Genomic DNA, 19,782 nt, shown 5'->3' on the forward strand with positions numbered 1-19,782 from the left:
CTTGCCGTGGACGGCGCGCCGATCTACGCCTGCGCTACGCATCCCCCATTCCACACTGGACCAAGGGCCACGCCGCCACCCGGCCAGCGTCTCCAATAGCCCTTTGGGCCAATTGAGCGCCACATCGAGACCGGCTAGCGTGGCAATTCGGAAATGGTGTGGCAATAGGTGCCTGCGTGGATCACGCATTCCCACACGCCAGGTTGACGACCACCGCAAGCAGAGCGAAGGCACGAACGATGAAGGCGGTGCAAGAAGGTAGTCACGTTGATCGGGGCCAAGGCATGACGCATCCTCCAGGGCTCGGCAGGCAGCATCTCTGCGTCGCCATTCTCCTTGCCATCGCTACCGGCTCGGGACATGCCGAGTCGCCAGATGCGAACGGCTGGAAATTTGCGATTGCACCGTACCTCTGGCTACCCAACGTCAGCGGGGCCTTCAGCTTCTCCGGCAACGCATCGACCGGCGGTGGCAGGCTTGACATGGGAACCGGGCCCGACAGCTATCTCCAGAACCTGCAGTTCCTTTTCATGATGCAGGCCGAGGCCCGCAAGGGAGACTGGGCGATCATCGCCGATGCGGCCTACCTTGACTTCAGCAACCAGAACACCACCCTCAACACCGTCGGCACCGGCGGTGGCGCCGTTGCCATCCCGCGCGAACTGGCGACCAATACCGGCAGCAGCCTGAGCGGCGGGGTGTTCGGACTCGCCGCAGCCTACACGGCGTTGCGCGCCGCATGGGGCACGGTCGAGCCCCTCGGCGGGGTTCGATACCTGAACCTCAGTGCCAGCGCAAACTGGACGCTCTCCTCCACGTTCGTCCAGCAAGGCGCCACGCTGGCAACGCAGGGAAGCGTGGCCCAGACCGCGAATATCGTTGACGGAATCATTGGTGTCCGCGGGCGGATACGGCTTGGCAACAACGAGCGCTGGTATCTGCCGTATTACCTCGACGTCGGCACCGGCGCTTCCAGATATACCGTGCAGGCGTTCGGCGGGGCCGCCTATGCGGCATCGTGGGGGGACGTGCAACTGACCTATCGCTACCTGACCTACCAGCTCGGTGGTAGTGATCTCGTGCAAAGGCTTACGCTGAAGGGGCCCATGCTGAGTGTGGCGTTCCGCTTCTGAATTCCCGCGATGCCATAACCTGCCTCCCAAAGAAAAACCGCCCGATGGCGCAAACCATCGGGCGGTTTTTTTTTCAGCGACTTGGTGCAAGTCTGGGGCCTACAGCGATCCGCAAGTCACCTGGGATTCAAGCAAGGCCTTCGCACGCTGGTTGCACAGCGCGCCCAGCAGCGTCTCGGCCGCGGCGTCCAGGCGCTCGTGCGTACCAAACAGGCGCGCCGCGATCAGGCCGCTCTGCAGCGATCCGTAGATCACTTGCGCCAGCATGGCCGGGGGCACCGGATATGGCGTCTCACGCTCGTGCTGACCGCGCTCCAGCAGCTTTGTCAGCCACGATTCATTGATGTGATAGAAGTCCTTGAGCACATGGTGCACCGATTCGGGCAGGCTCAGGATCTCGGTGGACAGCATGCCGGCCAGGCAGATCTGCCCGGAACCGCAGGTCTGGCGCAGCGGGTCCAGATACTGGCGCGCCTGTTCCAGCACCGGCAGGCTCGAATCGATACCAGCCAGCCGCTCGGAAATGCGCCGGCTGTATTCCTTTACCGCTTCCAGGACCAGATCGTCCTTCGAGGGAAAGTAGTAATGGATGCTGGAGGTCTTGACCCCCACCAGCTCGGCCAGGTCACGATAGCTGAATCCATTGAAACCGCGGCTGCGGATCAGGACCAGCGTATGTTCGAGCAGTTGCTCGCGGACGGGTTGCGTTTTCATGGCTGGAACTTTATCTACACGAAGATAGATACTCAACCGGGATTTTCCCGGAGTCAACTGCCAGGCGGTTCAGGCCAGTGTCTGCACCACAATTGTGATGGCTGCACCACTGGCGGCGCAAAGCGCCAGCCATCCGCCCATGACCAGGGCATCGTGCCCGATCGCTTTCATGGTAGTTCGCCTGCAAAAACGCAGACGGACACCCTTGTGGGGTGCCGTCTGCGTCGGGGTCATCGCCAGATCATGGCGAGATTACTGGTCGTGGCCGGGATCAGGCCAGGGCGCCGTCGGTGTACACGTCAGCCGAGCGGGCACCGTCGAAGTACGGGTTGCGCGGGCCGTTGCCACGGGCACCGTCCAGGTACGGATCCACCTTGCGGGCCGGGCTGGCGGAAACGCCCTTGGTGTCCAGGCCGGCGACGAAGCGCGCACCGTCCAGGTACGGATCGGCCGTCCGGGCACCGTCGGTAAAGCCATCGCGGTTCGTGATACGGGCACCGTCGCTGTAGACATCGCGCTTGCCGACGCTGGCTACCAGGCCGTCGCGGTTGGTCACGCGGGCACCGTCGGTGTAGGCATCACGCTTGCCGATGCTGGCTACCAGGCCGTCGCGATTGGTGACGCGGGCACCGTCGGTGAAGGCATCGCGGTTACCGATGCGGGCGCCGTCGGTAAAGGCGCTGCGCTGGTCGTTCACACGATACGTATAGCCGTAGGCTTCGCCGCGCGGTTGTGCGGCCTGGGCAGCACCCGTCACGAAAGCGGCTGCGAGGGTGGCGGCGGTCAGGATGGTCTTGGCGTTCATGATGCTCTCCTTGCTTGGCCGGGTGATCTGGTTCGTTGGTCGATCGCCGGGCAATGGGTCTGTGCTGCAATTTCAGCGGCCTTCTTTTTGGTCCTCACCGTATCTACTATCTACTGCTAGATAGAGGACCAGGGCTAAAAAAAAGACCGCCTCCGGTTACTGAAACTGCCTGGTGTTGCTTGGACCGTTTCGCGTTGCCTTGCCGTCTTTGTCTGCCGGTTCGGCGCTGCGTCGCTGTCCATGGCTCGAATACTATCTACCTATAGATAGATAAGCAAGAAGGAATTCGGGATTCGGGTCAAAAAGATTTCTATCGGTCCGATTGAAGGCGTTAATTTCGCGGATATGTGATTGATCCATAAGGATTTATGGCATCCAAGGGGGCTTCACCTCGCACGGCGGCTGCTTCCTATTGGTATCACAGATGCTAGGGTTACCACACCTGCCCCGTCTTTTACATCGCCCCATGCCGCCCGTGTCGACCGCGCAATCCGCCCCGCTCAACTACCGACGCTGGTTTGCCGGCGCAATTGGCCTGGCCGGGCTGGCCGTGATGGCCGGCGTTGGCCGCCTGCTGCTGTACCGCGCCATCGAGCGCGAGGCGTTCGGGCCCGGCCAGGTCGGCACACTGTTGCCTGACGATCTGGGTGTGGCGTCGCGACAGTTCACGTTCGATAGTGGCGATCGGGCGTTGCATGCGTCCTGGGTAGCAGCCGCCGACCCGGCCGCCCCCGCGCTGGCGGTCTTCCATGGCGACGAGGAATGCCTGGCCGACTGGGCCCCCGTGCAGGCGTTGCTGCACGCGGCAGGCATCAGCTCGTTCGTGTTCGATTACAGCGGCTATGGCACCAGCACCGGCACGCCAAGCGTGAGCCACCTGCGCGAAGACGCGCTGACCGCATTCGCGCACTTCCGCGCGGCCACCCCGCAGGCGGCACGGCACTATGTCATGGGATATTCGCTCGGCAGCGGCGTGCTGCTCGATGTATTGGACGAACTACGACCCCTGCCCGACGGGCTGGTGATCGGGGCGGGCTTCTGCTCGGCCCGCGCGGCGGCCGTGGCTACCGGGCTGGTGCCGCGCTGGCTGGCCTGGGCGCTGCCGAACCCGTGGGACAACATCGCCCGGCTGCGGGGATCGACGCTGCCCGTGATGCTGATTCACAGCCGGCGCGACGAGACTATCCCGTTCCACCAGGCCGAGCACCTGGCCCGCGCGGCGCATGGCCCGAGCCGACTGGTGATTTTTGAAGACCTGCCGCACAACGCCGCCATCGAGACGCCGTTCATGAAGACGTTCTGGGCGCCCGTCATCGCGTGGCTGCAAGGCGGCAGGCTCTAGGACGACTGCACCCGGGCCTGTGCCCGGGCAGGCAGACGACTACAGCCTGAATTCGCCCACCACCCGCTGCAGTTCCTGGGCCTGATCGGCCAGCGCCGCCGACGCCGCAGCCGCCTGTTCCACCAGCGCGGCGTTCTGCTGCGTCACGTCATCCATCTGCGTGACGGCCACATTCACCTGTTCGATGCCTTCGCTCTGGTGCTCCGACGCCACGGCGATCTCGCTCAGGATCTGGGTCACACGACGCACGGCCTGGACGATTTCCTCCATGGTGTGGCCGGCCTGGCCCACCAGCGCCGAGCCATTTTCCACCTGGCGCGCCGAATCGCTGATCAGCACGTTGATTTCCTTGGCCGCCGCCGCACTGCGCTGGGCCAGCGTGCGTACCTCGCCCGCCACCACGGCGAAGCCTCGGCCCTGCTCGCCGGCACGTGCCGCTTCCACCGCGGCGTTCAGGGCCAGGATGTTGGTCTGGAACGCAATGCCCTCGATCACGGCGATGATGTCGGTCACCTTGCGCGAGCTGACGCTGATGGCGTCCATCGTCTGTACGACGTTGCTGACGATGGTGCCGCCGCGTTCGGCAATGCCCGACGCCGACGCGGCCAGGCCGTTGGCCGTACGGGCGCGTTCGGTGTTCTGCTTCACCATGGCGGTGAGTTCGCCCATGCTCGACGCGGTTTCCTCCAGCGTGGCCGCCTGTTCCTCCGTGCGCTGGGAAAGGTCCGTATTGCCCACCGCGATCTGCTGCGAGGCCGACGAGATCGAATCGCTGGCGCCCTTGATGCGCGTCACCAGGTCGGTGAGCATGTCTTCCATCTCGCCCAGCCCGCCCAGCAACCGGCCGAAATCGCCGCCGCGCTCGGTCTCGAAATCCTTGCTCAGGTCACCCGCCGCCACGGTTTCGGCGATGAACTCGGCCTCCTTGAGCGGCTCCTCGATCGCACTGGCCAGCCGGAACCAGCAAATCACGCTGAAAACCAGCACGACGATGGCCAGCGTCCACAGCCAGCTGCGCGTGCTGCCATCGGCCACCTGGCCCAGCGCCAGCACCAGCATGGCCGCCACCAGCAGCACGATTACCCCAAATGCCGCACCCAACCGGGTGCGCATACTCAAGTTGTCCCAGGCCATGCTCGGTTCCGCTCCTCGATTTTTGCCCCACGTTGTCCGGGGCTATCGATGGGCTAACGGCTGGTCTGTCGTAAAACTTTAGGGCCGGCTCTGCAGCGAATCGGCGGTCTGGAGGTCCGCGCCCCAGGCTTGCGCCAGTTGCCGGCAGCGACCCAGCGGCAGCGCCTGCCGCTCGACATCGACCACCACCACGTGGTCGGCCCAGGCCGGACGCGCCGGCGATTCGGCGCTGCGGCCATCGGTCAGCAGCCACAGCCAGCGCTGCTGGGCGGGCTGGCGCCGGGCTTGCCAGGCCAGCAACTGGTCGGCGCGCGCCGTGCCAAGCGACAGGGGCGTGCCGCCACCACCGGCAATCGGCCGGATCCAGTCGTCATTCCATGGACGCGCGCGCGATGGCGCCAAACGGACTTCGGCATGCCGGCCCGCGAAGCAGACCAGCGCCACATCGGCGCGCGCCTGATAGGCCCGTTCGAGCAGTCGCGCCAGCACGCCCTTGGCCTGCGCCAGTTGCTCGCCGTGGGCCATCGAGCCGGAACAATCGAGCACGAAGCAGTGCAGCACCCCGGCCCGGGCATCGGTGCGCCGGTAGCGCAGATGTGCGGCATCCAGCCACGCGCGCCGCTTGGCCGCCAGCGTGCGCGGCCAGTGAATGCGCGTCCCGGGCGTGGCGCCGTGCGCGGCATGGCGCGGCGATGCTGGACGGATGGATTGCCACCGATGGCCGCCGCGCCGGTCCTGGCCGGACGGCCCCCGGTGGCTCAGGCTTTTTTTGGCGGAAGCTTCCCGAAAGGCTTCAGCGCCTTGACCTCGGCCATGCCGGCCGCTTGCGGCGGGGGCAATGCACCCCACGGGTCGGCGGCCTCCGCTGTCTGGGGATGGGGCTGGGGCTCGGACTGTGCATGGGGCTGGGACGTCGGTGCCGGCCCCGGCTGCTGCGGCGCGGCCGCATGGCGGCGGTGATGCAGCACAAGCTCGGCCACGGCTTCCACATGGCTGGTATCGATATCCGCCGCGCCCTGCCAGGCAGCCAGCGCGCGGGCAGCGCGCAGCATCACCAGGTCAGCGCGCACACCGTCCACGGCGGCTTCCAGGCAAAGGGCGCTGACGCGGTCATGCACGGCGTCGCCGAATGCCAGCGCCCCAAGCGCCGCGCGGGCACGCACGACCTGGCCGGCCAGCGCCTGCTGGCGCTGTGCCACAGTGGCGCGGAAACCAGCGGGATCGGTATCGAACGCCAGACGGGCACGCACGATCTGCTGGCGCGCGGCCGGATCGTCGTAGTTCGACAGGGCCAGCGCCAGCCCGAACCGGTCCAGCAATTGCGGCCGCAGTTCGCCTTCCTCGGGATTCATCGTGCCAACCAGCACGAAGCGCGCCGGATGCTGGTGCGACACACCATCGCGCTCCACCACGTTGACGCCGCTGGCCGCTACGTCAAGCAACTGGTCCACCAGCGGATCGGGCAGCAGGTTCACTTCGTCGACGTACAGCACCCCGTCGTGCGCCCGTGCCAGCAGGCCGGGCTGAAACCGCACCTCGCCCTGCTGCAGCACGTGGCCCAGGTCCAGCGTGCCGGTCAGCTGCTCTTCGCTGGCGCCCAGCGGCAACGTCACGAACTGGCCATGCGGCAGCAATTCGGCCAGCGCCCGCGCCGCCGTAGACTTGGCGGTGCCGCGCGGCCCGGTGACCAGCACGCCGCCGATGCCGGGGTCGACGGCGGCCAGCAGCAGTGCCTGTTGCAGGGCTTCCTGCCCCACCAGGGCGCTGAACGGAAAGATCGGGCGCATGGCCGCGCCCTGGGCAGTGTGGGTCATTGCATCCCTTCCAGACGCTGTTCGTTGTCGAGCAGATGATGGGCGATGCGCTCGCGCTGGTCGCCCGGTTCCTGCCACAGTCCGCGCTCCATCGCTTCCAGCAGGCGCTCGCAGATGCCCTGCAGCGCGCGCGGATTGTGCCGCGCCAGGAAGTCGCGCGTGGCAGCGTCATGCACGTAGGCGTCGGCCACCAGCGCGTACTGGTGATCGCCCACCACGCGGGCGGTGGCGTCGTAGCCGAACAGGTAGTCCACCGTCGCCGCCATTTCAAACGCACCCTTGTAGCCGTGCCGCTTCACGCCATCGATCCACTTCGGATTGACTACGCGCGTACGGATCACGCGGGCGATCTCCTCGCCCAGCGTCCGCACGCGCGGCGCCGCCGGGTTGGCGTGATCGCCATGATAGATGGCCGGCTGCGTGCCACCCAGGTGGCGCACGGCCGCCACCATGCCGCCCTGGAACTGGTAGTAGTCGTTGGCGTCCAGGATGTCGTGCTCGCGGTTGTCCTGGTTCTGCAGCACCACGTCGATCTCGGCCAGCCGCGTGGCAAACGTGTCGCTGGCCTCCACGCCATCGGCCCGCTGGCCGTAGGCATAGCCGCCCGCGTGCAGGTAGGCATGGGCCAGGTCCCCATCTGTCTGCCAGCGTCGCCCGTCGATCAGCGCCTGCAGGCCCGTGCCATAGTCGCCCGGCCGCGCGCCGAATACGCGCCAGCTGGCCCGCTCCAACGCGGCGTCGGCATCCATGCCCTGCTGTGTCAGCGCGTGCTGTTCGGCCAGCACGCGGGCGCGGACCGGATTGATGTCCTCAGGCTCGTCCAGCGCCGCCACCGCCCGCACGGCGGCATCGAAGATTGCCACCAGGTTGGCGAACGCATCGCGGAAGAAGCCGGACACCCGCAGCGTCACGTCCACGCGCGGACGGTCGAAGATGGCCATCGGCAGGATCTCGAAATCGACCACGCGATGGCTGCCGTGCGCCCATTTCGGCCGCACGCCCAGCAGCGCCATGGCCTGCGCGATATCGTCGCCGCCCGTGCGCATGGTGGCCGTGCCCCAGACCGACAAGCCCACCGCTCGCGGGTACTCGCCGTGCTCCTGCAGGTGCCGCTCGATCAGCTGGTCGGCCGCACGCAGCCCCAGCGTCCACGCCGTGCGCGTGGGCACGGCGCGCGTGTCGACCGAATAGAAGTTACGCCCCGTGGGCAGCACGTCGGGCCGGCCGCGCGACGGCGCGCCGCTGGGGCCGGGCGGCACGAAGCGGCCCGCCAGCCCGCGTTCCAGTTGCAGCAGTTCCTGCGCGCCGCAGGCATCCAGACGCGGGGCCACCTGTTCGCGCAGGCGGGCCAGCACGGCACCTGATTGCGGGCCGACCGCCGCGTCCTCGTCCAGCAGGCGTAGCGCCAGCGCTTCCAGCCGCTCGCGCGTATCGCCATGATGGCGCCACGGCTCGTCGTCGATGTCGGCCAGCGCCGCCGGGCGGGGTCCGTGCCAGGGCGCGGCCCAGTCGGCGTCGAGCGGATCGAAACCATCACCCAGAGACAGGTCCGCCGCCAGCGCGGCCAGCAGGCTGGCGCGCCCATCCAGCCCATCGCCCACCGGATAACGCGCCAGCGCGGCCAGCGTATCGCGGCGCTGGCGCCCTTGCGGCGACATGCCGAACACATGCAGGCCGTCGCGGATCTGGGATTCCTTGAGTTCGCACAGCCAGGCGTCGGTCCGGTTCAGCAGCGCATCCTCTTCCTCGCCGCTGGCCGGGGCGTCGATGCCCAGTTCGCGGTGCAGCTGCTGGCCGACGATCGATTTCAGGATCTCCCGGCGCAACAGCTTGGCGCGGCGCGGGTCCACGGTCAACGCCTCGTAGTATTCGTCCACCTGGCGTTCCAGGTCCTGCAGCGGCCCGTAGTTCTCGGCGCGCGTGAGCGGCGGCATCAGGTGGTCGATGATCACGGCCTGGGCACGCCGCTTGGCCTGCGCGCCCTCGCCCGGATCATTGACGATAAACGGATACAGGTGCGGCAGCGGCCCCAGTATCGCGTCGGGCCAGCAGGCGTCCGACAGCGCCACGCTCTTGCCCGGCAACCACTCCAGGTTGCCATGCTTGCCGACGTGCACCACGGCGTCGATGGCGAAGGTGTGCCGCAGCCAGAAATAGAAGGCCAGGTAGCCATGCGGCGGCACCAGTTCGGCATCGTGATAGCTGGCGTAATCGTCCACGCCATAGGCCCGCGCGGGCTGGATGCCGACAAACACGTTGCCGGTGCGCACGCCGGCGATCATGAAGCGGCCATCGCGCACCATCGGATCGGCCTCGGGGCTGCCCCACCGGGCGGCGATGGCATCCTGGTTGGCCTGCGGCAACCGCGCCAGCCACGCCAGGTAGTCCGCCATCGCCACGCTCTGGAACGCGGGGCGCCACGCATGCTGCGCCAGATCGTTGGTCACGCCGCGCGTCAGGCCCTGCATCAGGGCATCGCCATCGGCGGGCAGCGGCCCCACGGCATAGCCGGCATCCTTCAACATCGTCAGGATCTGCACCACCGACGCCGGCGTGTCGAGCCCGACACCATTGCCGATGCGCCCTTCGCTGGCCGGATAGTTGGCCAGGATCAGCGCCAGGCGCTTTTCCGCGGCCGGCAGCGTGCGCAGCCGGCACCAGCGGCGCGCCAGCTCGGCCACGAAGCCAATTCGTTCCGGGTCTGGCCGGTAGCGCACGACATCCACTTCGGTATGCGGGCAGCGATAGGCCAGCCCCTTGAAGCTCACGGCGCGCGTGATGATGCGGCCGTCCACTTCGGGCATCGCCACGTGCATGGCGACGTCGCGGGTGCCCAGGCCCTGGCTGTCGGCCAGCCAGTCCTCTCGATTGCCACCGCTCAGGATCACCTGCAGCACCGGCGCGTCGTTGGCCAGCGGGGCGTCTGCGCCCGTGCCTGCAATGGCTGCGTCCTGGCCGGCGCTGTCGAGCGACGCCACCGAGAACGCCGTGGTATTGAGCACCAGCGACACGCCGTGCGCGTCGCACAGGCGCTGCAGCACCTCGCGGCAGATCGGTTCCTTGAGCGAGCTGACGGCCAGCGGCAGCGGGCACAGGCCCGCGTCGAGCAGTGCCTCGGCCATCGCATCGAACACATCGGTATTGCCGGCCTGCAGGTGCGACCGGTAGAACAGCAGCGGCACCACGGGCGCGCCGTCGAGCCCGCGCGCCGCCCATTCGCGTTGCCAGTCCTGCACCGTGGCCACGCCGTGATTGCGATGGTAGAGCGCGGCCTGCGGCAGCACCTGCGCCGGCAGCACCGGCAGGGTGTGGCCATAGGCATGCTGGCCCAGGCAGCGGAAGAACTGCTCGGCATTGCCCGCCCCGCCCTCGCGCAAATAGCGCCAGAGCTGGTGCGACAGCGCCGGCGGCGCATTGCCAAGCCGCGCCAGGTTGTCGTCCTCGTCCAGGTCGCCCGAGAACATCACCAGCAGCTGGCCGCGTGCGCGCGCCAGTTCGGGCAGGCGCTCCAGCCCGTAGGCCCAGTCGCTGGCCCCGCCCAGGTGGTCCACCACCACCACCCGCGCGTGCTGCAGCACCTCGTCGATATAGAGATCGAGCGACGCCGGCTGGCGCAGGTACATCTGGTTGGCCAGCCGCACGGTTGGATAGCCGTCGCCCAGTCTGGGCACGGCGGCGGCCAGCAGCGACAGCGTGGTATCGGCCGCGCTCAGGATGACAATGTCGCCCGGCGTCTGCTCGATGCGCAGCACCACGGCGCTGTCTTCGACAAAGCCGCCGGGCCGGGTGGACAGCAGGTGCATCGCTTCGGTCGCCTCGACTGCGTCAGCGGTCAGGCCGCCAGCGCGGCATCCAGCGACGCCTGCAGCACGGCGCCGTCGAGTTCCTGGCCGATCAGCACCACGCGCGTGCCCTGCGGCTCGCCGGCACGCCACGCGCGATCGAAATAGCTGTCGAAGCGCTGACCCACGCCATGCAGCACCAGCCGCATGGCCTTGCCCGGCAGCGTGGCAAAGCCCTTCACGCGATAGATCGTGTGCGCGGCCACCAGCTTCTGCAGCGCGGCCACCAGCGCATCGCGGTCTACGGTGCCGGCCTGCACTACCACCGAATCGAACTCGTCGTGATGGTGATCGGCGTGGTCGGGGTCATCGGCGCTGCCGTGATGATCGACGCGCAGGTGAATCGTGTCTTCCGACGCGCGCTGCAGGCCCAGCAGCATGCTCACGTCCAGCTTGCCGGCCTGCGCGGGCACGATCTTGACCTCCGCCGGAATCTCCGGCCGCACCAGCGCTTCCACGCTGGCGATCTGCGCGGCGTCCATCAGGTCGGTCTTGTTCAGGATCACCAGGTCGGCGCTGGCCAGCTGGTCTTCAAACAGTTCATGCAGCGGCGACTCGTGGTCCAGGTTCGGATCGGCCCGGCGTTGCGCATCAACCGCCACCGGATTCGCGGCGAACTGGCCGGCCGCCGCCGCGGGGCCATCGACCACGGTCACCACGGAATCCACCGTGAACGCATTGCGGATGCTGGGCCAGTGGAAGGCCTGCACCAGCGGCTTGGGCAGGGCCAGGCCAGACGTTTCGATCAGCACGTGATCGATCTGGTCGCGGCGCTCCAGCAACTGTTCCATGACCGGGAAGAACTCCTCCTGCACGGTGCAGCACAGGCAGCCGTTGGCCAGCTCGTACAGCTGGCCCGTGGGCTCGCCCGCGTCGTCGCAGCCGATACCGCATCCCTTCAGGATTTCGCCGTCGATGCCCAGTTCGCCAAACTCGTTGACGATCACCGCGATGCGGCGGCCGTTGGCGTTGTCGAGGATATGGCGCAGCAGCGTGGTCTTGCCGCTGCCAAGGAAGCCCGTAACGATGGTGGCCGGAATCTTGGAGGTTTGCATGCGGAGGCTCGGACGGAATTTGCGAAGGCGATCAGGATACGGAGATCCGAAGGGGCTGTCTATTTGCGTGTGGCGATGGGCTGCGCCTTCTCCTGCCTGCTGGAGAGGCCCAGCGATGCAATCCACGACGGTTGCGACTTGATTCGCCGCGCCCTCTCCCCCAGCCCCTCTCCCGCGCGCGGGAGAGGGGCTGGGGGAGAGGGGGAGCGCATCCCCCTCCATCAACGTCTCGCCCTGCGCCAACCGGCGTAGGCACCCGCGCCGATGGTCAGCGCCGCCAGCATCAGCGCGAGCGTCAGGTGACGGGCGCGTTCCGCCGGGGCCGCTGCCACCGGCATGGCCTGCGGCGCCAGCCGCTGACCGGTCACGTGTTCCGTGTCGGCCTGTGCGATTGCCGGCCCCGGCAGAGGAGCAGGCGCGACAGGGGCGGCAGGCTCCTGACGCACCGGCGCGGCCTTCGGCGCCGATGGCGTGGATCGCACCCCCTTTGTGCCCTGCCCGGCCGGCCCCACCACCGCATCGGCCAATTCGCGGCCCAGCGCCTTCATGTCGATGCGCGCGGCCTTGCCCTGTCGTGCGATATGCGCCATCAGCACCGGGTTGCCGCAGGTGTTGGCCGTGCAGGACAGCCCGTCGCGCCGCACGCTTTCCGCGTACTGGCGCAGCAGTTCGCGACGCTCGGCATCGGTAAAGCGGTAACTGCCCTGGCGGTCCACTTCGAGCAGGCGCGCCAGGATGCCCTGTTGCGCGTGCGGATTGTTCGCGCGGAAGAACGCATCCATGTCCATGCCGAGCTTGTCGGCCACATAGACGTCGTAGGTCCGTTGCCAGAACGCGCCGGGCATCTGCTCGGGCACCGTGGCCTGAAAGCCGTACAGGTGCTCCACTTCCTTGTACATCTCGCGGGCACCCGCATAGCCCGAGCGCTGCATCGCGCCGATCCACTTCGGATTCCACTGCCGCGCATTGAGTTCGGAAGCCAGCCACGTGCGCGCGTCCACGGTCTGCGTTTCGCCCGCGCGGCGCAGGTTATGCAGCCAGAGCGGCGGCGCCGTGCCGCTGACCGCCCGCGTGGCGGCCGTCAGCCCGCCCGCGTACTGGTAGGTGTCGTCGTTGTCCAGCGCCCCGTAGAGCGTGCTGGTGCGCGAGAACAGCACCGCCTGGTTCGATTTCAGGTGGGTGGCCAGCGCCGCCGGCGCCGATTCGCCCCAGCCATCGGCCGAATAGGCAAAGTTCATATAGCGCAGGTACTGCCGGGCCAGGCCGTCAGGCGGCCCCTGGGCGTCGCGGCTCTGCTCGACCATCTGCTGCACGCCGATCGCGTAATTGCCCGGCTTGGCGGCGAATACGCGCGCCCTCGCCAGCCTGCCGGCCTGTTCCGGGTCGACCCCCTGCCGGGCCAACTCCGCTGTCACGTCCCGATCATGGCGGCTAATTGCATTATTGCCAGCGGCGGCGGCCAGGCGAGCGGCCTTGTCCAGCAGCGCGATCTTGTCGCCAAACCCGTCGCGGTAGATGCCGGACGTCGTCAGCAGCACGTTCACGCGCGGCCGGCCCAGCTCGGCGTCGGGAATCAGCCGCACATCCTCGACATTGCCGCGCGCATTCCAGACCGGTTCCACCCCCATCAGGTACAGCGCCTCGGCTTCCATCGCGCCCTGATGGCGTTCGGTCTCGCCATACCAGAGCACCATCGACACCGACTCCGGCCATTTGCCGTGTTCGCGCCGAAAGCGCTCCAGTGTCTGTCCGGCCATCGTCTTGCCCAGCGCCCAGGCGGCGCGCGTGGGAATCCGGGCCCCGTCGAAGGCGTGCAGGTTGCGCCCCGTGGGCAAGCTGTCCGGAACCCGCACGGGGTCGCCCAGCGGCCCGCTGGTCAGGTAGCGGCCAGCCAGCACGGTGATCAGTCCATCCAGTTCCGACTGGGGCGATGCACGCAGATCCGCCAGCCATTGCCGGCCGGCCTCCAGCGCGCGGCGCACATCGTCGCTGGCGCCTGCCGGCAGGGCCGGTGGGCGGCCCGCTACCAGATCGGCGGCCCAGGCATGCAACTGCGCCGCATCGGCCTGGGTCCGGGTGCCCAGCATCATGGCCAGCGCGTCGATCTGGTCGGCTTGCGCCGGCATCTGACCCAGCACATGGATGCCCAGCGGCATCGGCTCGGCTTCCACCTTGTGCAGGAAGGCATGCACGACCGGCTCGATGGTGTCCCACGGGGCGTTGGCGTCCAGCCCCAGTTGCTGGTCAAGCTTCAGTGTCCGGATCTGTTCCAGCGCCTGCTTCCGGTACTGCGCCGACAACTCGGGCGCGCTGTCTTGCGTGGCATCGGCCTGTTCGATCGCTTCGTCCAGCGACGCCAGCACCGGCGGCTGCCCGGCGGCGGCCAGCAGCGGCGCCAGGTGACTCACCAGCACCGCCGCGTTGCGGCGCTTGGCCTGGATGGCCTCGCCACCGCCATCCTGGATATAGACATAGGCATTCGGCAGATCGCCAAGCAGGACTTCAGACGCATCGTCGCCAGACTGCCCCACCTGCTTGCCCGGCAGCCATTCGAGCGTGCCGTGCCGCCCCACATGCACTACGGCGTCGGCGCCAAACGCATGGCGATACCACAGGTAGGCGGCCACATAGGAATGCGGCGGGGGCGTGATGGTGTCGTGCGCGGCATCCGTCGCCCTGTCGAAGGTGGATCGCAGCGGTTGAGGGCCGATGAAGACATTGCCGAAGAACAGCCCCGGCACCACGAAGGCCGGGGCGCCGTTGGCATCGCGCGCGAGCATCAGCGGATTGCGTTCCGGCGGGCCCCAGGCGCGCAAGACCGACTCGCGGAACGGCGCGGGCAAGGCGTCGAACCATCGGCGGTATTGCGCCAGCGGCACCAGCTTGACGTGTCCGGCGCGGACCATGCGGTCAAGCTCGCCGGGCGACCACGTTTCCACATTGCGGCCGTTGGCTTCCAGCAGCGCGGTCAGCGTGGCGGTGTCGGGCATGTCGCGCCCGGTGTCGTAACCCGCCGCCTGCAGCCGCCGAAGGATCTGCGCGAGTGTGGGCAGCGTGGCCAGGTAGCTCGCGCCAATATTGCCCCGCCCCGGCGGATTGTTGTAGTAGAGCACCGCCACATGCTTGCGCGCGGCCGGCTTGTCTTGCAGTGCGATCCAGCGCTGCACGCGCGCGACAATCGCGTCGACGCGCTCGGGCACGGCGGCGCTCGCCTTGGCACCGTCGCGATCTTCCTGCGTGGCAAACAGCACCGGCTCGGTGGCCCCGCTGCGTTCGGGCGCACCCAGCAACAGCGGCAGCCGCTCGCCGGCAATGCCGCGCACGTCGCCATGCCAGGCCGCGGCGCTGTCACGCGTGGCAATCAGGTTGATGGTATGCAGGCCGTGGCGCGCCAGCCAATCCTTGTCCTCGGCGCGCGGAATCGTCAGGTTCAGGGCCAGCAGCGCGCGCAAGGGCGTGGCGCCGTCCTGCGTCAGCAAGGCATCGAGCCCCGACACCGGCCAGCCAAACACCGGCACGGCGCCGATGCCCTGCCGCTCCAGCGCATTCACCAAGGCATCCACATGGGCCAGATCGCGCTGGCGGTAGAGGGTGGCGTAGAACGAAATGCCGACCAGCGGTGCATCGGCGCGCATATGGCCCGTCGACCGATACCAGCGCAGGTAAGCGGCCAGCGACGCGAATGGTTGCGGTGCACGCGGATGGTAGATGCCGGCGGCGGGTGCGGGCCTGACCGGCGGCACGGCGATCGGTGTCACACCGGCGGCGCGCTGACGTGCGGCGACGGCCGCCGCGAGAGCCGCTGCCAGGTTGTCGACACCTCCCGCTTCCCAATAAGGCTGGACGGCGGCATTCAGCGCGGCGTCGGTGTGGATGCGCCATGCCGCTTCGGCCACGTCGGCGGGCACGGCCGATACCAGCGCGCCGCGCGCCTGCGCCCGCTGCACGCCCGGCGCCATCTGGCGCAGCACCGCAGCGGGCACGAACCACGCCTGGATGACGTCGGCCCGCGCCAGCGCGCCGGCATCGGGCGCGGTCGTCGCGAAGGTGAATTCGGCGACATCGTTGCCATGCGCGGCGCGGAATGCGTCGGCCGCGGCTGGCAGCAGGTGCGTTTGCGATGCCACGACCAGCACGCGCACCGGTGCCCCCCACGCCAGGATCGGCAGGATCAGGCACAGGCCAAAAATGTAGGGCAGCAGGCGCCGCCAGGCGGCAGGAATCGCGGACACGTCAGAAGCGGACTGGGAAGGCTTGAAGAGGGGCGAGAGAAGCGGCGCAAAAGGGACGCCGGCGCGGCATTTTAACCGCCAGGCAGGCCCGACCGTCATACCGCTGTGATGCAGCGGCCATCGGTACCGGGCCGGGTCTGCCCGCGCTGTTGCACGAGGCTGACGCTATGTGGTTTTTTTACCGACGGCAGATTTTTGCCATGTCCACCGCCGATAACGTTTTCAAACGGCAGCTTTCGCCACAATCTGCAAGTTCGCCGCAAGGTCCGATGTAAAAAAGACAAAGCCGGGACGTGCCCCAAGGCAGTTCCCGGCTGATGGGCGGTAAATCTACCCCACCATTCGGGTGACGGCAATCATTCTTGTGGGCGACCCCACATGATCCATGGTGACCCATCGTGTACCTTGCGCCGGATCGTCTATATTTGACCGCATGGCGCGCACACAACCGAAACGACTCACCAGCCGTACGACAGCCCCGGGAGGTAACTGCCATGCGTTCGCTTGCAAACTTGTTCAGTCCGCCGACGCCAGAGAAAATCGCCGAGAAGGAACTGCAAGACATGAGGCTGACGCTTTTCCAGGCAGAACGTCGCCTGCTTGAAGCGCAGATGCAAGTCGATTACTACCGCAACATGATCGCCTTCCTCGAAGAGGTTCACGCCACCGGCGTGGAAGGCGTGGCGGACCGGCGCTTTGCGGCGCCTCCGCAACCCGGCATGCCGCAACTGCAGGCGGCACCGGCCCGCAGCACGCCGGGCCTGGCCACGATTCCGATCGTCCCCTCGGCCGCCTGACGCCGCACCGAAGCCTGACAAGTCATCGCACGGACGCCTTGGCGCCCGTGCGATACTGGCCGCTTTCCCGCATCCACTGGAACGGCCATGAGCTTGCTGCCCGCGATTGAAATCGAAACCGCCCCCCATCCGACCCACGCCGTGATCTGGATGCATGGGCTGGGCGCGGACGGCAGCGACTTCGTGCCCGTGGTGCCCGAACTGGGCCTGCCCGACACGCTGGCCGTGCGCTTTGTCTTCCCGCATGCCCCGGCCATTCCGGTGACCTGCAATGGCGGCTACGTCATGCCCGCCTGGTACGACATCTATTCGCTCGACGAAGCCAGCCGCAAGGCCGACGTGTCGGGCATCGAGCAGTCGCGCGACGCCATCCGCGCGCTGATCGATCGCGAAAACGCCCGTGGCATTCCTGCCGCGAACATCGTGCTGGCAGGGTTCTCGCAAGGCGGCGCCATCGCCTACACCACGGCCCTGACGCATCCGCGGGCACTGGCCGGCGTAATCGCGCTGTCCACCTATATTCCGTCGCCCGAACTGATCGCGGCCGAAGCCACGCCGGCCAATGCCACCACGCCGATCTTCGCCGCCCACGGCACGGCTGACGATGTGGTGCCGCCGAGCCTTGGCACCCGCGCCCGCGATTTCCTCACCGAACGGGGCCAGCCGGTCGCCTGGCATGCGTACGCCAACATGCCGCACTCGGTCTGCCTGGAAGAAATCGCCGATATCGGCGCATGGCTGCAGGCGCGCTTCGGCTGACAGGCCTTAACGGGGGTTGCGCCACCGGTTGCGTTACCATCGCGCGCCCCGCCATTCAGAATTTTCGCCAATGATTCCCGCCTCGCCGCCGCCCCGCATCGACTTCAACACACGCAAGGCGCTGATGTTTGCGCTGATGGCCGAACGGCTATCCGCTTTCTATGAACACGGCCAATGGATGACCGAGGCACAGGGCGCCACGCTGGCCGGCAACTGGCTGTCACGCTCGAAGCTGCAACTGGCGCTGTCCGAGCGCCGCCTGCTATCGGACCTGAGCGACCAGCTGGCCCGCCAACTGGCCGCCACGCTGTCGCGCGAAGCCGGCCTGTATGCGTCGCACGAGATGATGGAAGCCCTGGACCCCAACTACCAGTCAGCCTTCGCCCACGACATGCTGGACGAATGCGAACGGATGCTGCGGGAGAATGGGGTGGAGGAGTAAAGTTGCTTAATAGCAACCTTGAGCGCCATAGACGGCCGAATTACTGACTTTTATCCGCGTTTCAATGAGTTATCCAACTCAGGATAATTTCGGATAAAACGGATGCGCCAGGTTCAAGTCACTCAGCGACCAGGACGGCTGGCCGCCGTCCGAAGACTGAGCGCTCCTACCGCCCCTACCAACCCTACCGCGCCTGCACCGCCGCGCGTTTCACGCTTTTCGGGTTCAGTCGTTCGGCATCGAGGCGGCGGAACACCAGGGCCGAGAACAGCGTGATGATGCCCACCGACAGGAATGCCAGGCGGTAGGCCGGCGCCGCGACACCGAATTTCACCGAGAACAGGCTCACGAGTCCGCCACCGATGGTGACGCCCAGGCCGATGGCCAGCATCTGCACCATCGAGAATAGGCTGTTGCCGCTGCCGGCGTCCTCGCGCGTCAGCCCCTTCAGCGTCACGCTGTTCATCGCTGCGAACTGCATGGAATTGGCGGCGCCAAAGATCGCCAGTTGCACGATCGACATGGCCAGCGGCCAGCCCGGCGACATGGCCGAGAACGACGCGATGGAAGCCCCCACGATCACCGTGTTGACCAGCAGGAACGTATCGTAGCCGAAGCGGTTCACCATCGGCACGATCCAGCGCTTGGAGATCGTTCCGGCAATCGCCACCGGCAGCAGCATCATGCCCGAGTGCAGCGGCGAATAGCCAAGCTGCAGCTGGAACAGCAGCGGCAGCAGGAACGGCACCGCGCCCGATCCGATACGGCAGACCAGGTTGCCGATCAGGCCCACGCTGAAGTTGGGCTCGCGGAACAGCGCCAGCCGGAACAAAGGCGTGGCATGGCGGCGTGCATGCGGTATATAGAGCAGCGCGCTGCTGATGCTGATGGCGGCCAGCAGGGCACTCCAAGCGCTATGCACGCCGTTTTCGAGCGCCAGCGAGAACGTGACCATGCATAGCGACAGCAGGCCGCAGCCGATCCAGTCGAACGGCGGCGCCTCGCCGGCCTCGCCCGCCGGCAGGTAGCGGCGCACCGCGAATAGCCCCACCAGGCCCACCGGCGCGTTGATCAGGAAGATCCAGTGCCACGACGCGCTCTGCACCAGCCAGCCGCCCAGCACCGGGCCAAAGATCGGTCCCACCTGCCCGGCGATGGACACGAATGCCAGCGCGGCGATGTACTGCTCGCCCGGGATATTGCGCAGCACGGCCAGCCGGCCGATCGGCAGCAGCATCGAGCCGCCAACGCCCTGCAGCACCCGTGCAATGACCAGTTGCGTGAGCGTATGGGCCGTGGCACAGAACACCGAACCCAGCACGAAGATCAGGATGGCGCTGAAGTAGACGCGCCGCGTGCCGAACTTGTCGGCCAACCAGCCCGATGCCGGCGTCAGCATCGCCATGGTCAGCGTATAGGCCACCACCACCGGTTTCAGGTCGAGCGGTCTTTCGCCCAGGCTGTGCGCCATCGACGGCAGCGCGGTATTGACGATCGTGGTGTCCAGCGTCTGCATGAAAAAGCCGGCGAAGACGATCCACAACATGGCCTTCTGGGAAAAGGCCGGGTTGGCGGCGGGGGCGGAGGCGGTATTCATTCGGGAAAATCCAGCGGTAATGCCTGTCCGGGGAAACCCGGACCGTGCAAGCATGGTACGCACCCGGCACCCCATCGGGAACCCCTCTGCCTTTATTGACTGCCATTGGAAAATCC

14 protein-coding genes are annotated in these 19,782 nt (G+C 67.3%); 5 read left to right on the plus strand and 9 right to left on the minus strand.

Translation table 11 applies throughout. The annotated features are described in order from the left end of the window. Positions 1–284 precede the first annotated feature (284 nt). A complete protein-coding gene (locus CYJ10_RS18375) occupies positions 285–1,133 on the plus strand; it encodes a hypothetical protein (RefSeq protein WP_101682974.1) in 849 nt (282 codons plus the stop codon). A gap of 99 nt (positions 1,134–1,232) precedes the next feature. On the opposite strand, the gene CYJ10_RS18380 is transcribed toward CYJ10_RS18375, so the two are convergent. Next, on the minus strand, positions 1,233–1,847 hold the full coding sequence (locus tag CYJ10_RS18380; protein ID WP_101682906.1) for a TetR/AcrR family transcriptional regulator: 615 nt from the start codon (positions 1,845–1,847) through the stop codon (positions 1,233–1,235). Between the two features lie 271 nt (positions 1,848–2,118). Next, a complete protein-coding gene (locus tag CYJ10_RS18385; protein ID WP_101682907.1) occupies positions 2,119–2,652 on the minus strand; it encodes a copper resistance protein CopQ in 534 nt (177 codons plus the stop codon). A gap of 466 nt (positions 2,653–3,118) precedes the next feature. Between CYJ10_RS18385 and CYJ10_RS18390 the strand changes: the two genes are divergently transcribed. Beyond that, positions 3,119–3,994: an alpha/beta hydrolase gene (locus tag CYJ10_RS18390; RefSeq protein ID WP_101682908.1), complete on the plus strand. Its 876-nt coding sequence runs from the start codon at positions 3,119–3,121 to the stop codon at positions 3,992–3,994. A gap of 39 nt (positions 3,995–4,033) precedes the next feature. On the opposite strand, the gene CYJ10_RS18395 is transcribed toward CYJ10_RS18390, so the two are convergent. The 6 genes from CYJ10_RS18395 to CYJ10_RS18420 all read right to left on the minus strand — a co-directional run bounded on the left by CYJ10_RS18395 (position 4,034) and on the right by CYJ10_RS18420 (position 16,071). Next, a complete protein-coding gene (locus tag CYJ10_RS18395) occupies positions 4,034–5,107 on the minus strand; it encodes a methyl-accepting chemotaxis protein (RefSeq protein ID WP_101682909.1) in 1,074 nt (357 codons plus the stop codon). Between the two features lie 99 nt (positions 5,108–5,206). Beyond that, positions 5,207–5,833 (minus strand): vWA domain-containing protein, encoded by a 627-nt coding sequence (locus CYJ10_RS18400; RefSeq protein WP_257993416.1) that lies wholly within the window; start codon positions 5,831–5,833, stop codon positions 5,207–5,209. A 53-nt stretch (positions 5,834–5,886) separates the two neighbouring features. Continuing rightward, positions 5,887–6,942, minus strand: coding sequence for an ATP-binding protein (locus CYJ10_RS18405; protein WP_101682911.1), 1,056 nt, complete (start codon positions 6,940–6,942; stop codon positions 5,887–5,889). After that, positions 6,939–10,745 (minus strand): cobaltochelatase subunit CobN, encoded by a 3,807-nt coding sequence (gene cobN, locus CYJ10_RS18410; protein ID WP_101682912.1) that lies wholly within the window; start codon positions 10,743–10,745, stop codon positions 6,939–6,941. Before cobN ends, CYJ10_RS18405 begins: the two co-directional genes overlap by 4 nt. 29 nt (positions 10,746–10,774) lie before the next feature. Then, entirely contained in the window at positions 10,775–11,839 is a 1,065-nt protein-coding gene (gene cobW / locus CYJ10_RS18415) for a cobalamin biosynthesis protein CobW (RefSeq protein WP_101682913.1), read from the minus strand. A gap of 221 nt (positions 11,840–12,060) precedes the next feature. Further along, positions 12,061–16,071, minus strand: coding sequence for a cobaltochelatase subunit CobN (locus CYJ10_RS18420; RefSeq protein WP_180862979.1), 4,011 nt, complete (start codon positions 16,069–16,071; stop codon positions 12,061–12,063). 494 nt (positions 16,072–16,565) lie between these two features. Between CYJ10_RS18420 and CYJ10_RS18425 the strand changes: the two genes are divergently transcribed. The 3 genes from CYJ10_RS18425 to CYJ10_RS18435 all read left to right on the plus strand — a co-directional run bounded on the left by CYJ10_RS18425 (position 16,566) and on the right by CYJ10_RS18435 (position 18,069). Further along, complete coding sequence (locus CYJ10_RS18425) at positions 16,566–16,868, plus strand: hypothetical protein (RefSeq protein ID WP_101682915.1); 303 nt, start codon at positions 16,566–16,568, stop codon at positions 16,866–16,868. Between the two features lie 87 nt (positions 16,869–16,955). Then, positions 16,956–17,627, plus strand: a complete 672-nt coding sequence (locus tag CYJ10_RS18430) for an alpha/beta hydrolase (RefSeq protein WP_101682916.1) — start codon at positions 16,956–16,958, stop codon at positions 17,625–17,627. A gap of 70 nt (positions 17,628–17,697) precedes the next feature. Beyond that, on the plus strand, positions 17,698–18,069 hold the full coding sequence (locus CYJ10_RS18435) for a hypothetical protein (RefSeq protein WP_066737097.1): 372 nt from the start codon (positions 17,698–17,700) through the stop codon (positions 18,067–18,069). Positions 18,070–18,253: 184 nt separating this feature from the next. Here the strand turns inward: CYJ10_RS18435 and mdtD are convergent, their stop codons facing one another. Then, positions 18,254–19,666: a multidrug transporter subunit MdtD gene (gene mdtD, locus CYJ10_RS18440; protein ID WP_101682917.1), complete on the minus strand. Its 1,413-nt coding sequence runs from the start codon at positions 19,664–19,666 to the stop codon at positions 18,254–18,256. Positions 19,667–19,782: the final 116 nt, after the last annotated feature.

This window comes from Cupriavidus pauculus (assembly GCF_002858765.1).
GTDB lineage: Bacteria > Pseudomonadota > Gammaproteobacteria > Burkholderiales > Burkholderiaceae > Cupriavidus > Cupriavidus pauculus_B.

Excerpts from the sequence above, each read along its gene's own strand:
- cobW (WP_101682913.1), bottom strand. The coding sequence starts at position 11,839 with ATGCAAACCTCCAAGATTCCGGCCACCATCGTTACGGGCTTCCTTGGC.
- CYJ10_RS18405 (WP_101682911.1), bottom strand. The coding sequence starts at position 6,942 with ATGACCCACACTGCCCAGGGCGCGGCCATGCGCCCGATCTTTCCGTTC.
- CYJ10_RS18425 (WP_101682915.1), top strand. The coding sequence starts at position 16,566 with ATGCGTTCGCTTGCAAACTTGTTCAGTCCGCCGACGCCAGAGAAAATC.
- CYJ10_RS18385 (WP_101682907.1), bottom strand. The coding sequence starts at position 2,652 with ATGAACGCCAAGACCATCCTGACCGCCGCCACCCTCGCAGCCGCTTTC.
- cobN (WP_101682912.1), bottom strand. The coding sequence starts at position 10,745 with ATGCACCTGCTGTCCACCCGGCCCGGCGGCTTTGTCGAAGACAGCGCC.
- CYJ10_RS18380 (WP_101682906.1), bottom strand. The coding sequence starts at position 1,847 with ATGAAAACGCAACCCGTCCGCGAGCAACTGCTCGAACATACGCTGGTC.
- CYJ10_RS18435 (WP_066737097.1), top strand. The coding sequence starts at position 17,698 with ATGATTCCCGCCTCGCCGCCGCCCCGCATCGACTTCAACACACGCAAG.
- mdtD (WP_101682917.1), bottom strand. The coding sequence starts at position 19,666 with ATGAATACCGCCTCCGCCCCCGCCGCCAACCCGGCCTTTTCCCAGAAG.
- CYJ10_RS18395 (WP_101682909.1), bottom strand. The coding sequence starts at position 5,107 with ATGCGCACCCGGTTGGGTGCGGCATTTGGGGTAATCGTGCTGCTGGTG.
- CYJ10_RS18390 (WP_101682908.1), top strand. The coding sequence starts at position 3,119 with ATGCCGCCCGTGTCGACCGCGCAATCCGCCCCGCTCAACTACCGACGC.
- CYJ10_RS18430 (WP_101682916.1), top strand. The coding sequence starts at position 16,956 with ATGAGCTTGCTGCCCGCGATTGAAATCGAAACCGCCCCCCATCCGACC.
- CYJ10_RS18375 (WP_101682974.1), top strand. The coding sequence starts at position 285 with ATGACGCATCCTCCAGGGCTCGGCAGGCAGCATCTCTGCGTCGCCATT.